The sequence below is a fragment of the Psychrobacter nivimaris genome (genome assembly GCF_904846365.1).
GTDB classification, from domain to species: domain Bacteria; phylum Pseudomonadota; class Gammaproteobacteria; order Pseudomonadales; family Moraxellaceae; genus Psychrobacter; species Psychrobacter nivimaris_B.
Genome location: NZ_CAJHAL010000047.1, coordinates 1 through 15,896, shown reverse-complemented (window position 1 = coordinate 15,896; position 15,896 = coordinate 1). Strand labels below are relative to the sequence as shown.

At 39.5% G+C, this 15,896-nt stretch carries 11 protein-coding genes and 1 pseudogene; 10 read left to right on the top strand and 2 right to left on the bottom strand.

Annotated features, from left to right (window positions below; genetic code table 11):
* Together JMX63_RS14750 and JMX63_RS13590 are read right to left on the bottom strand one after the other, a co-directional pair.
* Positions 1 to 125 (bottom strand): annotated as a pseudogene (locus JMX63_RS14750) (IS256 family transposase); the annotation flags it as partial.
* A gap of 43 nt (positions 126 to 168) precedes the next feature.
* Positions 169 to 1,248, bottom strand: coding sequence for a hypothetical protein (locus JMX63_RS13590; RefSeq protein WP_068034977.1), 1,080 nt, complete (start codon positions 1,246 to 1,248; stop codon positions 169 to 171).
* A gap of 694 nt (positions 1,249 to 1,942) precedes the next feature.
* On the opposite strand from JMX63_RS13590, the gene JMX63_RS13585 reads away from it, so the two are divergent.
* From JMX63_RS13585 to JMX63_RS13540, 10 genes are all read left to right on the top strand, one after another.
* Positions 1,943 to 2,863, top strand: a complete 921-nt coding sequence (locus tag JMX63_RS13585; RefSeq protein WP_068034978.1) for a YagK/YfjJ domain-containing protein — start codon at positions 1,943 to 1,945, stop codon at positions 2,861 to 2,863.
* Positions 2,864 to 3,005: 142 nt separating this feature from the next.
* A complete protein-coding gene (locus JMX63_RS13580; RefSeq protein ID WP_201510365.1) occupies positions 3,006 to 3,296 on the top strand; it encodes a hypothetical protein in 291 nt (96 codons plus the stop codon).
* A gap of 50 nt (positions 3,297 to 3,346) precedes the next feature.
* The gene (locus JMX63_RS13575) at positions 3,347 to 4,339 is read left to right on the top strand and encodes a DUF932 domain-containing protein (protein ID WP_102090283.1); all 993 of its coding nucleotides are present in this window, start codon (positions 3,347 to 3,349) and stop codon (positions 4,337 to 4,339) included.
* A gap of 109 nt (positions 4,340 to 4,448) precedes the next feature.
* The gene (locus tag JMX63_RS13570; RefSeq protein ID WP_068326692.1) at positions 4,449 to 5,546 is read left to right on the top strand and encodes a YqaJ viral recombinase family nuclease; all 1,098 of its coding nucleotides are present in this window, start codon (positions 4,449 to 4,451) and stop codon (positions 5,544 to 5,546) included.
* A gap of 107 nt (positions 5,547 to 5,653) precedes the next feature.
* The gene (locus tag JMX63_RS13565) at positions 5,654 to 6,565 is read left to right on the top strand and encodes a recombination directionality factor (protein WP_101204331.1); all 912 of its coding nucleotides are present in this window, start codon (positions 5,654 to 5,656) and stop codon (positions 6,563 to 6,565) included.
* 186 nt (positions 6,566 to 6,751) lie between these two features.
* Complete coding sequence (locus JMX63_RS13560) at positions 6,752 to 7,210, top strand: hypothetical protein (RefSeq protein WP_068326698.1); 459 nt, start codon at positions 6,752 to 6,754, stop codon at positions 7,208 to 7,210.
* 183 nt (positions 7,211 to 7,393) lie between these two features.
* A complete protein-coding gene (locus JMX63_RS13555; protein ID WP_068326701.1) occupies positions 7,394 to 7,645 on the top strand; it encodes a helix-turn-helix transcriptional regulator in 252 nt (83 codons plus the stop codon).
* Positions 7,646 to 8,331: 686 nt separating this feature from the next.
* On the top strand, positions 8,332 to 10,029 hold the full coding sequence (locus JMX63_RS13550) for a DUF262 domain-containing protein (RefSeq protein ID WP_101204332.1): 1,698 nt from the start codon (positions 8,332 to 8,334) through the stop codon (positions 10,027 to 10,029).
* A 36-nt stretch (positions 10,030 to 10,065) separates the two neighbouring features.
* Positions 10,066 to 12,918: an SNF2-related protein gene (locus JMX63_RS13545; RefSeq protein WP_201510364.1), complete on the top strand. Its 2,853-nt coding sequence runs from the start codon at positions 10,066 to 10,068 to the stop codon at positions 12,916 to 12,918.
* A 185-nt stretch (positions 12,919 to 13,103) separates the two neighbouring features.
* A complete protein-coding gene (locus JMX63_RS13540; protein ID WP_201572967.1) occupies positions 13,104 to 15,809 on the top strand; it encodes a site-specific DNA-methyltransferase in 2,706 nt (901 codons plus the stop codon).
* Positions 15,810 to 15,896 lie beyond the last annotated feature (87 nt).

Here is a 15,896-nt window from a genome sequence, read left to right as displayed (position 1 = left end):
GCTTTTAGGGCAGTGTCGATGAAGGACTGCATGAGCTGCTTTTGAAAGTCTTTGATGTCATCGAAGCTTTTCATGCTGCTGGCCATTTGCTCAGCCAGTTTCTTGATGTCAGATTGGTTAGTCATTGCTTATTCTCCTGTTAGTGGATTATAAGCAGTTACACACTTTTTAGGAAAGGCTCTTATCTACTGCTTCAGTATCATCTTTAATAAGCTGATCATACATCTGTTCGATAGAATTGTTTATCATTTTCTGAGCGGTAAAGCCACTAAAGGCTATAAGTTTTTCTAACTTAGTCTGATTTTTCTTATATATTTTTATAATGCCATCGCCTTCTTCGTTTTTAGAGCTATAATTTTTTCGACCATCCCAAGCTTTTCTCATTTTGTATAACATATAGCTACGCTCAGAGTAACCTTTATTCTTTTCAGTTCCTATGTTAGGGCTTTCAATGTTTGATAGTGTGTCTAAATGGGCTAGTACCAGCTCATATTTCTCTTCAAAAGTCTCTGGGAAAAATACATCCTTGAGGATTATAGGCTGATCCTTGTCATTATCTATATAGCTATATACCCATTCAATTTGATTATGGTTAGCAACATCAAGCCATTTTAATTCTTTATCAGGTGTACGGCCTTTCAAATACGTGGATTTTATCGAGAGTAAATTCGAAACTTTCCAATCATCTATTATCTGTACTCTATTGAAATAACCAAATTCGTTATTTACATGGCTATTAAAATAAATAATGTTATATGGCAAAAAACTTGTAATTGCTGTTATTAGCTCATCCTTACCTTTAAAAGCTGAGTTTTTAAAAACATTATAGATAAGATTGGTGATAAAAAGTGAGCATCGTAGATCATTTTTAAACCAGTCAAGATAACTTTTTGGTAAAACCTTCGTTGCTCTAACATCCAATAACTCATTAAATTTATCAATGGGTGAACTCCAGGTTTTAAGCTCTTTGATCAATAAGTTTTTATAATCATCATTGTCATAATTTATATTTTCCCAACTTTTATTAAGTAAAATATTATACGTATATAGTAGGGATTTTGCATCCGTAACACTCATTTTATCTAATTCTTTGAAGTAATCTTCAATACGCTTAGTCCCAGATCTTATACTTTTTATGTACAAGTCTGACATAGTTCTCAAGTATTGAGAATTATGATACTCCATTGATCCTTGATCAAATGGATAGTGCTGGTTGTCAGGAAGCCTAGTTAATTGTCCATCCACCATGTCATTTCCTCATAAAAGATTATAGAAAAACACAATACAAAAACTAGTTTTTATAAGGTTTTACATTGTTTTTTTTATAGTTTATTTCTAGCAATAAATACATGCAGGCCTTGTTATTAGGCGATATAATTTACCTATAGTTAATATATACCAGCTTACAGTAAGAGTCTATATTTTTATTACGTATTAAACGATGGGCTGATTAGCTAAAGCGATGGATGTCGCGAGTCTATACTAAACTGGCGTAGACGAAGCCAAGCAACTATTGAGTTAGGATTTGCTAGAGATAATGATGAGCAGCTTTAATCGGAAGTGGTAGTTTAATAGCGAAAATATGCTTATCAAACCTAGTTCTAAGTCAGAGTAGATAGCTTTAAAAATTTGTGATATCCACCTGTTTCTAAAATATTATAGCGAAAAATTGTTCAGACTAATTGGTAGTGCCGTTCAGCTAACTCCACTTTAACCATTTGTCTTTAAAGTCCTATAATCCACTGCTACCTATCACCATAATTTCTAGAGCTCGCCTACACAAAGCTGCACTACGGCAGCTCGTCCTTAGTGGGTTATTTATATTATTATCTAAACACAGCAGCTACTTGTTCTACTGCTGAGGGCATAACTCTCAGCGACCATCATTATAAAAATACGGACTGATCCCACCCTATGAAACTAACTTCATAGGAATACCATAATGTCTTACTCACACCTAAACCAACCGCTAGCTGCTGCAAACGTCCATAGTCTTGTTACAGATATACTAGCGAACACTATCTGTTTTAATGAGGTCTTAAATAAACTGAACGGATTTTATTATCCGTTCATGACTCACTTCGATAGTGAGCTATTTTATTCACGGCCAGTCTTATCATTTTTTAGTAGCACTCAAGCGATCGTTGGTGATACTTATCCAGAAAACGTGATTTGGGATCATGATAAAACTCAGCGTTTTATCGACATGCTGCCATGCTATAAAAATGATATTGAAAATGAACGTAATGCGTTCATTTACCAAGAATCTCAAAATAAAAATAAACTAGGGTGCTATATTAATAATCTAATCAGGCATTATTCAAGACTGCTCTTTATACGTATCGACCTAAAATACGCAAAAGAAACCAGCCACCATGTGACCATTGAAGACTTCAATTATCACATGAGCAAGTTTCGAGAGCTTATCGGTAAAGCAAAAAACTGCAAGCCAAAGAGTTGCTTTGAGCATTTGCAAGGCAATGCTTGGGCTATTGAGCAAGGTGGGGAAGAAGGTGGGCTGCACTGTCATTTACTGCTTATGTATGATGGTTCAGAGCGACAGAATGATTGGTATATTGCTAAAGAGGTGGGTGAGAAATGGAAGGAGGTAACCGCTGGTCTAGGCGAATATTATAGCTACCATGATAAAGAACGTAAGCAGCAGTATAAGCAACATGACAAACTAGGTATCGGCATGATACATCAAAATAATCCTATTGAAGTTGAAAATGCTCTAGCTTCAGCTCTATACCTAACGAAGCCAAGCAAGAATGAGCAGCAACTTAAACTTTGGTTACCAAACATGCGTACCTTTGGTCATGGTATTTATCGTACAAAAAAACGTAGAGGCTTGCCTGAATAACAAAATATTTTTAGATATATAGTATTCCTATGAGATCAGTCAGGAAGCATCGCTCTCCTGACTGTTTAACCCCAAACTATCCTAATTAAAGGTCTGCTTAATCGCAGGCCTTTTTTATGCGCAATCGAAAAAGGAGCTATTCATGAGACCCATCTGCCCACACTGTCATTCAGCGAACGTCAGAAGCACTGCCGATACTGACAGTCCCTTTAATCTCTTCGAGCAACTGTGTTCACAATCTGCCCTATCAGGTCTTGGTGTGAGTATCTGTAGGTATTACAAAATCAATTCCGCTATTGGTGTGGTAGTAGGTACGGCACTGGCTTCTGCGATCAGCTTGGCTAAAGACAAGCTACAGCAGCCACCTTTGATCACTCTAGCAGCAAGGCCCAGTTATACCTGCAATACCTGCTCAAGAACCTTCACCATCTAAAGCACCCCTATAGCCAATACTCATAATCAAATCTAAAAGGAAAAATCATAATGGCACATTTATTAGAGACAATGGCCTACGTCGGCGACACCCCTTGGCATGGCTTAGGTCAAGAATTATCACCCAAGCAGCCTATCGAGGTCTGGGCAAAGCAAGCGGGTATGGATTGGCGTATTGAATCATCAGACGTCAGCTACATGGCAAACAATGACAAAGGGCATAACCTGATTCTACCCTTTGCAGAGCAGAAGGTGTTGTACCGTAGCGATAACTTCGAGCCGCTATCGGTGGTCAGTCAGCGCTATCAAGAAGTACAGCCGCGTGAGATCCTAGAATTCTATCGTGATCTTACGGAACAGTCTGACTTTGAATTGGAGACTGCTGGTGTGTTGAAGGGCGGGCGTAAGCTATGGGCATTGGCTCGTACAGGCCAGTCAGCAACACTCAAAGGCAAAGATGTCAGTAATGGCTACTTACTTCTTGCAACCGCTTGTGACGGCACGCTGGCGACCACCGCCCAGTTCACGTCCATTCGTGTGGTGTGTAATAACACCTTGGCAATCAGTTTAGCTAACGGAAGCGGCGGCGTAGTAAAAGTACCGCACTCTACGTCCTTTGATGCGGATAAGGCCAAGCAGCAATTGGGTGTGTCGGTCAAGCAATGGGATGAGCACAGCTATGAGATGAAGCAGCTATCTGAGCGCCGGGTGACCCAAGCAGAAGCAGCCAATTATCTAAGCCGTGTATTCAACGATCAGGACAATGACATCATTCTGTTTAACAGTGCTAAGAAAGAAAAAGACGCCGTACCCAATGCTCGTGCCATGAATCAGGTCATGAACATGTTTAACGGTCAAGGTCGCGGAGCCGATCTTGATGCTGCCAAAGATACCGCTTACGGCTTGCTATGTAGTATCACTGAATACGTCGATCATGAACGCAGGGCGATGTCGAGAGACCATCGATTAGATGGCGCTTGGTTTGGCTCTGGCGCTAAGCTTAAACAAAAGGGTTTAGAAGAATCGCTACTGATGCTGGCTTAACCAGCCACATTTAAAACCTGAAAATACAATCAACCACGCCTTCGAGCGTGGTTTTTTATGCCGCTTATTTCATTTAATACCAATAATCAATTTATCGAAGGAGTTTGTCATGAACATGATCGCATTAAACAGCACTACTCAGCCGAGACAAACCAAACGTGCAACCGTTAGGCTTAAACCATCAGTAGTGAAAACCAAGCAAAATGATACTGCTGATAAACCTGCCCAATCTAATACTTCAAAGACTGCCAAGCGTTTAATTAATACTAAAGATTTAAGCCGTGAGGACTGGCTACAAGTACGCAAGCAAGGCATTGGCAGCTCTGACGCAGCAGCTGCTTGTGGTATTCATCCGTATCTCTCTATGCTGGAATTATGGATGATTAAGACAGGACGCATGAGCTCCGACATCGATGAGAGCATTGAGGGTTATTCACCCCTCTATTGGGGCAATACCTTAGAGCCGATGGTCGCTAAATACTATCAAGAACATACCGGCAATAAGGTACGCCGCGTGAATGCTATCTTACAGCATCCTGAGCAGCCATTCATGCTAGCAAATTTAGACTATGCTATTACTGGTAGTGGTGAGGTACAGATTTTAGAGTGCAAAACCGCTGGTGAACATGGTGCCAAGCTCTGGAAGCATGGCGTGCCGTTATACGTCACCTGCCAAGTGCAGCATCAGCTGGCGGTCACTGGTAAAACTGCGGCGCATATCTGCGTGCTGCTTTGTGGACACGAGGCTAAGATATACAAGGTTGAGCGGGATGAGCGCTTGATTGAGTCCATCATGGAGCATGAGCGTCTGTTCTGGCAATACGTGCAGACCGACACCCCACCAACGCCTGATCATTCAGAATCCGCAGCTCGAGCATTAAAGCAGCTTTATCCAACGCCCAAACCCTCAAGCAAGGTTGATCTACGAGATGACGATGGTGCCAATAAGTTATTTGAGCAACTGCTGAGTTATCGTGATTACATGCAAGAGTTAGAGCAGCGCCATGATCAGGTTAAGCACCAGCTGCAAACACTGATTGCCGATAATGAAGTCGCTGTGTTTGAAAAAGGCGCAATTTCTTGGAAGCGCTCGAAAGATAGTATCGGTCTGGATAGCAAAGCCGTTATCAAAGCGCATCCTGAGCTGTTAGCTAAATTTAGTAAAACCAAGCAAGGTAGTCGTCGCTTCGTCATCTTAAACGACTAAGCCGAAACCTACTACACTTAACCAAAACAAGCGCATAACTGCCCACCCTAATCGGTGGGCTTTTTTATGGCTAAACACATTTTATTAAACCCATAAGGAATATCACCATGATTAAAGGTCTAACCATAACCCCACCAGTTTTAGGTCGTATCAGTATTGGACGTGTCATTCAAAAAGATGGCAAGCGTTTGCCTGCTAAAGACGATCAATTCACTATCACCAGCCAAGTTCAAAATAAGGATGGCTGGATTAACCATCCACTCGATGAAAAGCTACGCGCAAATAATGACGGTAAGCTGAGACACATACCGGTACGCATGTTGTTTAACGATCCTGAGCTAAACCTGCGAGCTGAGTACACCTTGTTCGATAGACAAACCGGACGGCCACTATGCGTGGGTGACGGTGAGCAGTGTCAACGCCGTACAAACAATGGCGTGGAAACGTTGCTTTGCCCGTCACCTGATCGTTGCCCATTAGCGCAAGGCGGTGCTTGTAAGCCGTATGGCAGACTTTACGCAAATCTGAGTGAAGACGACGAGTTAGGCACGTTTATCTTTCGCACCACAGGCTTTAACAGTATTCGCACGCTTGCCGCACGGCTGAGCTACTTTGCTGCGGTATCAGGCAATAAGCTGTCCTGCTTACCACTGCAATTAACCCTAAGAGGCAAAAGCACCACGCAAAGCTATCGTACGCCGATTTACTTTGTGGATTTGACACTACGTGATGGGGTGACACTAAAGCAAGCAGTGCAAGATGCGCAGGCAATTGATGCGGAGCTTAGCGAACACGGCTTTGATCAAGCAGCGCTAGAAGAGGCTGCAAAACAGGGTTACGTCAATTCATCCTTTGAAATTGATAACGATGGCTTACTTGATGTGGCTGAAGAATTTTATCCCATGGAGACAGATGACGTAAGCAATAGCCAACAGGGGAGTTATCAGAACGGGTTAGCCACTCATAACGTGACTAGCATTGAGCAAGGGCTGCTGCAAAGCGTGACAGCTGTAAGCTAAAGAAATTGAGGAAGATATGCGGCGTAAATTAGTTAGGTTGAAACAAGCGATTTTAGGTCGCTTGTTTTATTTCTTATCGGTTTATTTTTAGTGGCTTAATACCTAGGTTAAGTCTTACAATGTGCTAGTTCTTCATAACGGCATATTAAAAACAGATTATTACTGTTTAACGTAAGGATAGCTAAAATGGATTTAGAAAAGACAATGGCATTAAGTAATTCAGTACAACTGTCTAAGAAAATATCTAAAAGAATTGCCAATCAGACTGAACGTTATTTACAGAGCTTTGGTGAAGATACGGTAACCACAAAACCTCTTAAAAATGTATGGGATGATATTTGCTATAAGTTCCAAACAGAAGAATTTTGCGGCAAGGTTTACGAGTCCATGGTTGTAGAATATGTTGGTTCACTGGTCGATGCTCTAGAAGACTATGAATTTAATGCCCTCTACCTTCAAATTGAAAGCCTGCGTACGATCCTAGCTGATTCAGCTAAGAGTACGCCATCAGATATAGATGAACACAGTCTTATCAGCATGCGTTTTTTCAAAGATCGAGTTATTTTATATCTCATTGAAGAGTATATTTATAAACGGGCTAAAGGCTACACAAACAAAAGGCTTAGGAAAGCTCTAAATAGTTAAGATAGTCGTGTATGTAACTTATTATTAAAAGTATTTTTAACACAGAAAAAGGAGCTGATGATTCAGCTCCTTTTTATTACTCTATGCATAAGGTCTATCGGACGATATAAGTCTCATAAAAAAATACAGGACTCCCTGACTGTATGAGAACAGATGTTCCCATACAATAATTCGGAGATAATCATGGAAAATTCAAACGCAGCACAGCCAGTAATTGAGCAATGTAATCACATACCACAGCTATTGAGTATTAAAGATGTTGGTAGCTATACTGGTCTTAGTCGTTCTACGATTTATGAGATGGTTAATGAAAATTCTGATCGTTATGATCCAACATTCCCTAAGAAGGTACAACTGACACAGGTAAGGGTGGTGTGGGTAGCAAGCGAGATTGCAGAATGGATTAATACGAAGATTGCAGAACGTTCAGTATAGATTTATCTGACCGTCCTAACTTTAAAAGTAGGGCGGTTTATTTTTTTTGTATTATGAGAGGTTTCTTAATCTAATACACTAAGTAATATACTTTAGGCAGAAGAAAAGGCCTCAGCCACTTTGTGTTTACAATCAAAGTTTTATCGCAATTAAAAGGCTATTTCATGCGCAAAATCTTGTTAGGGAAAAATTGTGTAGGGTGGTACTTGGCGTTCATAGAAATAGGCAAATAGTCTTTCGAATAAAAGACTATTTAAACAGGCTAAAAGACTATTTAAAGATTCTTTAAAGGCTATTTTTCACTATTAAACATATATAAAACAAGGGCTTAAGGGTCTCTCCAGAGAAATGATAAAAGTATTTATCTTGTTAATAATCATCTATCACTATCTTGATCAAAAGCAGCCGCTAGTAGGGCGCTGTAAGGGGTCGCCTCATTCTCATGCATATAGATTTAATAGGATGACGTTGAATGGCTATATCTAAGCTTAGCAGGCTATCCGACAGATTACAGCTTAAACGTTTGGAAGTAGGGCAATATCAAGGATCGTGAGCTGTTAAATATGTCAGACAGAAGTATATCCTTAGAAGGATATTTCAAGCTCGTATGGTAGACTACTTCGAATAATATAATCACAAAACAATAATCATCATGTATAAGTTAATCTTTAATAGAGAGTTTACGAATGAGCAAAAACCTTAGCGGTGCGGACTACCCTTTATCAAAAATATTTAGCTCAGATTTTGAATACGTTATTCCACCTTATCAAAGACCATATGCATGGACGATAGATCAGGCATCCGAGTTATTTGAAGATTTACATAGTTTCTATCAATATGAACCTGATGAGGAATATTTTCTTGGTAGTATTGTTCTGATTAAGGAGGAAAATAAGCCTCATTCTGAAGTAATTGATGGTCAGCAAAGATTGACCACTTTAACAATCCTACTAGCTGTGCTATCAAATAAACTACAGGGTGATGATAGGAAGGCACTACTGCAATACATACTAGAGCCAGGGAATAAATTTGAAGGATTAGAGAGTAAGCCACGATTGACTGTTCGCAGTCGAGATCGAGATTTTTTTGCATCTTACGTTCAAGGCCTAAAGTTTGATGAACTTTTCGCAATGGATGAAAAAGCGCTTGAGAATGAATCACGTCTAAATATCAAACGCAATAGTCAGCTTCTAGATAAGTACGTTTCAGAAAAGCTTGGTGATGATGTAGAGCAAATTGAGAGTTTTACAGCTTTCCTACTTCGAAAGTGTTATTTAGTAGCGGTATCAACCCCTAATCAAAAATCAGCCTTTAGAATATTTTCAGTAATGAATAGCCGAGGGTTAGACTTGCAGCCAACTGATATCATTAAGGCCGATACGATTGGTATGGTTGAATTAGAGGCCCAAAGAGAAAAATATAATGAACGTTGGGAAGAGATGGAGGTCGAGCTTGGACGGAGTCGTTTCAATGATTTGTTTTCTTATATTCGTATGATTCATGCTAAAGAAAAGGCAAAACGTTCGTTGCTAGAAGAGTTTAGAGAACACGTATTAAGTAAAGGTATTAGTCCTGAAGATCTAATTTCAGCAGTATTAGAGCCTTATGCAGAAGCATTGTTGATTGCAAAAAATAGTGATTATGTAGCGGTAGCCTATGCCGAAGAAGTTAACAGGTATTTAAAATGGTTAAATAGAATTGATAACTCTGATTGGGTGCCAACAGCAATCGAATTTATAAAGAATAATAAAGCTAAGCCTGAGTACATGGTTTGGTTTTTTGAAAGATTAGAGCGACTGGCAGCATTTATGCATATTTGTGCCTATAACATAAACCAACGCATCGAACGTTATAACAAGGTGCTTAGCGCACTTGAAAACAATCATTCTCTTACTAATCCTATAAACGAGGTAGAATTAACAGATGATGAAAAGCATAAAATGATTAAGGTGCTTGATAGTGATATTTACGATCTAACATCAAGAAGAAGAAACTACTTAATATTGCGATTAGATGCATTTATATCAGATGGGGGAGCAACTTATGATCCTACTATCTTAACTATTGAGCACGTTTTACCCCAGACAGTAGACAAGGAAAGTGAATGGGCCCAATGGTGGCCTGTAGCAGAAGAAAGAAAAATATGGGTACATAGATTAGCTAATTTAGTACCATTAAATAAGAGACGCAATTCAAGTGCTAGAAACTTCGATTTTGATAAAAAGAAAAATGCTTACTTTTTAGGTCGAAAAGGAGTTTCTTCGTATGCACTGACTACACAAGTCATTGGCTATGCTCAGTGGAAGCCAGAGGATTTGCCTAAACGTCAAATGGAGCTTATGGACATTCTAGCTGATAACTGGCGATTGAAGATCGACGCATAAAAATTCTATGTTGCGACTAATAATAAGATTTGAATTATGAATAAGGTAACCAACCACCAATTAAAGTATTTTGCTTGGGAAATTACTAAGCAGCGTAGTAGCTCCGACGACGCACGTATTGCGCAGTCGCTATTCGATGCTCAGGTTGACGTAAACCCACACCAGATTGAAGCGGCATTATTTGCGTTGAGTAATCCTTTAAGTCGAGGTGTTGTCTTAGCCGACGAAGTAGGTTTAGGTAAAACTATCGAAGCGGCTTTAGTGCTTTGCCAATACTGGGCAGAGTATAGAAGAAATTTATTAGTTATCTGCCCTGCGTCGTTACGTAAGCAATGGGCATTGGAATTACAAGATAAATTCAACCTACCTGTACAAGTACTAGACTCGTTTACTTGGAAGAAGTTACGTCAAGAAGGTGTCTACAATCCTTTTGAAAATAAAAAGATCACTGTTATATCCTATCCATTTGCAACCAGAATGGAGCATGAGCTGGCTAAAATACCTTGGGATATGGTTGTAATTGATGAGGCGCATCGGCTGCGTAATGCCCATCGTCCAAGTAATAAAACAGGCAATAGCTTTAAAAAGTCTCTAGTTGCTCGTAATAAACTGCTACTGACAGCCACTCCACTACAAAACTCATTAATGGAGCTATATGGGCTTAGTACTATTATAGATGAGCATTTATTTGGTGACGATAAGGCGTTCCGCCGTCAATATGTTAACGAAGATAACTTGCCAGCCCTTAAGCGCCGATTGGATCAGTTTATCCATCGTACGTTACGTAAGGATGTTTTGGAGTATATTCCATATACAAGACGCCATGCTTTAACGGTACCATTTACACCTAGCGATGTTGAACAGCGTTTGTATGATCAAATTAATAGCTACTTACAAAGAGAGTTTAGCTATGCCTTTCCTGTACAGCAGCGCCACCTAATCACCATTGTTTTACGTAAGCTATTGGCGTCTTCTACTTCTGCTGTTATAGCAACATTAGAATCGATTCGTAACCGTCTCCAAGCTCTTTTAGACAATCAAACCATTGATGCAGAATGGATAGAGCATTTTATTGCTGATGAAGATATAGATGAAGAGCTTATCGAAGAAGACGAGGACGAGTATAGCGAATATGAAACTCGTGGCGTTGATGCAGATTTACTTAAATCTGAAATTAAAGAGGTCGATCAGTATCTTGCTTTAGCTCATGAAATTGATGAAGATCGTAAGTCTTATGCGCTATTAACAGCATTGGAGCGCGGCTTTGCCCGTATGTTTGAAATGGGCGCACCAAAAAAGGCCGTGATATTTACTGAGTCACGCCGTACGCAAACCTATCTTTTAGAGTTTTTGCAGTCTCATGGTTTTAATGGCAAGGTAGTCGCTTTTAATGGTAGCAATAATAGCCCAGTCAATACTGGCATCTACCACAGATGGTTAGCTAAACACGTAGGTAGCGACCGAGTTACTGGCTCATCGTCAATAGATAGACGTACAGCGCTTATTGATTATTTTAGAGATGATGCTGAAATTATGATTGCTACCGAAGCCGCTGCTGAGGGTGTCAACTTACAATTCTGCTCTTTAGTGGTTAACTATGATTTACCTTGGAATCCACAAAGAGTCGAGCAGCGTATTGGACGCTGTCATCGCTATGGTCAGGCTTTTGATGTGGTTGTCGTTAACTTTATCAATGAGCGTAATGCTGCTGATCAAAGAGTGATGGAGCTACTGAGTGAAAAGTTTGATTTATTTGAAGGAGTGTTTGGGGCGTCTAACGAAATACTAGGGTCGATAGAGAGCGGTATTAACTTTGAGAAACGTATTCTTGAGATCTACGATAAGTGCCGTACCAACCAAGAGATTGAAGCAAGTTTTAATCAGCTACAGTCTGAGCTAGAAGCCCAGATTAATCAAAAAATGCTACAAACTCGTGACCTTCTATTAAAGCATTTTGATGCAGACATTCATGAATTGCTGAAGATCCATAAGCAGCGTGCTGAAGAGCAGCTTGATCGTATCAGTAATTTCTTTTGGACGATTAGCCGGGCACTACTAGCGCCCTATGCTGACTTTCATCCTAATCAGTTAAATTTTACGCTGCATAAGTCGCCTACAGTAGATATAAAGGTTGGTAGCTATCAGCTGATCAGAAAGGGCGAATCTGTACCTGATAATACCTACATATATCGTCTGACGCATCCACTTGGTGAGTATGTACTAAATACGGCAAAGCACCTACCCACTGAGACTGCGCAGATAAACTTTGATTACAGCAATTATGATAAAAAAGTATCCAGTCTTGAGTCATTAGTAGGGCAGTCAGGATGGTTGTCGCTTAGCTTACTGTCATTAGACTCTTTTGCTAAAGAAGAGCATTTAATACTTACGGGTATGACAGATGACAACGCATTATTGGATGCTGATATCTGTGAGCGTATTTTACGTTTAGAGGGAGCAGTGTTTGAAGATAAAATAACGACAGCTATTCCGAAACTATTTACCGATACAATCGAGTTTCAGCATAAAAACAAATTGAGTGATGCGCTTGATAGTAATCAGGTGTTTTTTAAGCGTGAGCAAGAAAAGATCGAAAGTTGGGCAGATGATCACATGGCATCGGCTGAGTCAGCGCTTGATGATATTAAGCTCAAAATCCGCAGCTTAAAGCGTGAGACGCGCCAAGCTAGTACTATCGATGAGCAAAAACAAAAGCAAGAACAACTCAAAAAGGCAGAACGTGAGCAGCGTAAACTTCGTCAAAATATCTTTGATGTGACTGATGAGATTGAGGAAAGACGCGACACCTTGATAGAAAATCTAGAGCAGATGATGCACAAAAAAAGCCAATTTGAAACGCTTTATCATATTCGTTGGCACGTGAAATAAGTTGATAAATTTTATTATGGAGCAAGCGTTTTTTAGCTATTGAAGTACTGATCTGATATAATGTTTGGCTAATTTTTTTCTATTTTAGAGCTAGGTTTGGTTTCATTAATTGAGACTAGCCTAGCTCGTTTTGTCATAAGCCTATGACAGAATGCTGCTATAAAAACCCTGTCGAAGGACTCACCATGAGCCAATATGCCAATCTTAATCAAAAACTAAAAAATATCTTTCAAATTGATCGTCCTGATCTAGATTTTGGTATTTATCGCATTTTGAACGCGCGTCGTAATGAAATTAGCGACTATCTAGATAATCGTCTCAGAGCCAAAGTAGAGACGTATCTGACGGACGCCAAAAGCGATGTTCATGACAGCCAGCTTGAGAGTATCACTAATCAAATTAAGGACGAGTTTGGTAAGCGTGCGTTCGATGAGGCAGGTAACTTAGTCAACGAAACCGCTATCGAAAGCTCACTTGGACAGCAGTACCAAGAGCTACGCGATCATGCTGATAGCAGCTTTGATCAAGCGCAAGTGTTTAGCCATTTGTACACCTTTTTTAGTCGCTATTATGATGAGGGCGACTTTATCAGTCAGCGCCGTTATAAAGGCGACACCTATGCCATTCCTTATTCTGGCGAAGAGGTGATGCTGCATTGGGCGAATAAAGACCAGTACTATACCAAGTCAGGTGAGATGTTTAGCAATTACCGTATTCGTTTCAACTCGATAGGTGAGTCAGACAAATCCGTTTTATTCCGTCTGTTATCTGCTGATACGGCGAAGGATAATCAAAAAGACAATGATAAAAACCGTCGCTTCGTTATTCTCTCTAAGCCAAAGACGGTAACTCGTACCGATGAAGAAGGCGAGGAATATGAAGAAACCGTACATCCTATAGAGCTTAATGACGCTGGCGATGAGCTGACGGTATGGTTTGAATACTCGGTAATGGACAGCAAGGCCAGACAAGATAAGCTCAATACAGAAGCTCATGACGATATATTGGCAAATACCACAGTCAGTACAGCATGGGCAACCTTACTCAAGCATCCAGCACCAACCGAAAAACAGGCTGATCGTGACTTACTGCGTAAGCATCTAGATACTTATACACAAAAGAACACAGCCGATTATTTCATTCATAAAGACTTAGGTAAATTCTTAAATAATGAGCTGGACTTCTATATCAAAAACGAAGTCATGCATTTAGATGATGTGGTCAATAGCTCGGGCTTTATAGAGATAGAGCGCCAGCTTGCGCTGATTAAGTGCTTACGCAAAATTGGCCGTGAGTTAATTGACTTTTTAGCGTCGCTAGAAAACTTTCAAAAGAAGCTGTGGCTTAAAAAGAAGTTTGTGGTATCGAGCCATTATTGCATTACGCTTGACCGTGTTGATGAAGAGCTATATGGGGATATTGCTAATAACCCTGAGCAATGGCAACAGTGGGAAGATCTTGGGTTTAAAGTGGGAAATGATAAGGTATCTAAATGGGGTAGCGAAGACTATCTTCAATCACACCTTTACTTAATGGTTGATACAAGCTTGTTTGATTTGTCTTTTAAAGCCAAGTTGTTAAATAGCATTGATGATTTGGATGAGCAGACCGATGGTTTGATCATCCATGGCGATAATTTCCAAGCTTTAAACTTAATGCAAGAAAAATACCAGTCTAAAGTTGATACTGTTTATATTGACCCACCTTATAATACATCTGCTTCTGAGATTCTTTATAAAAATGGTTATAAACACTCCAGTTGGCTTTCACTAATTCATGATAGAAACAATGTATCAAGAAAATTTTTAAAAAATAATGGACTGTTTTGTGTAACAATTGATGACCTTGAAGTTGCTAATTTACAACAGCTTATGAATTATGATTTTGGTAAAGACAACAACCTAGGTAATATTGTAATACGTAATAATCCTTCTGGTCGTTCAACGACTAAAGGGGTTAGTATTGCTCATGAATATGCACTCATATATGGCAAAGGGTCAGAGAGTCAAGTTGGTCGGTTAGGAAGAAATGAAGCTCAAACTGCAAGATACAATGAAGAAGATCAAACTGGTAAATTTGAATGGGTAAATTTTAGGAAGCATGGAGGCACTAAAGAAGATGCACCATCTATGTTTTATCCCATTATAGTTTCTGATGATAAATTTAGACTGCCAGAAATAGAGTGGGATGCGTTTAAAAAGGAATGGATAATAAATGAAGTTATAAAGTCTAATGAAATTATACTTTATCCTATTGATGAAAATGGTTTAGAAAGAAGGTGGAAATGGGGAGTAGATAGGTTTAAAGAAAAAGTCGAAGAGTTTAAGGTCGACTTAGATAGGAACAAAGAGAAAGCTATTTATTTAAAGGCTCGTATGAACGATGAAGGTGTACTGCCATTAACTTGGTGGGACGATAAAAAATATTCGGCGACTTCCAACGGTACTAATCTGTTAAAAAATTATTTTAAAAGTCTCAATAGCTTTACGTATCCAAAGTCAATTTATGCTGTGATAGATACTATAAAAATATTATCTAATAACTTAGACAACTCAGAAAACTTAATTTTAGACTACTTTTCAGGTAGTGGTACAACCGCACACGCGACAATTTCATTGAACCGTGAAGACGATGGTAATCGTAAATACATCTTAGTTGAGCAAGGCGAGTATTTTGATACAGTGCTAAAACCACGCCTACAAAAGGTTGTCTATAGCGAAGACTGGAAGAATGGTAAGCCTACACTGCCAAAAAGCAAGAGTGACGAAAGTATAGTAAACCCTTATAAAGGAATCAGTCATTGCCTAAAAGTTGTCAAGCTTGAAAGCTATGAGGATACTTTGAACAATCTGAGACCATCCCAGATTCTGTGTAACTGCCATTTAGATTAAATGCTTACTGATACGGTCATCAAACATAATCATAAAACGATTCAGAGCAGACGTCCAGTTACGGATTGGCATCGACCACTTTTTAGA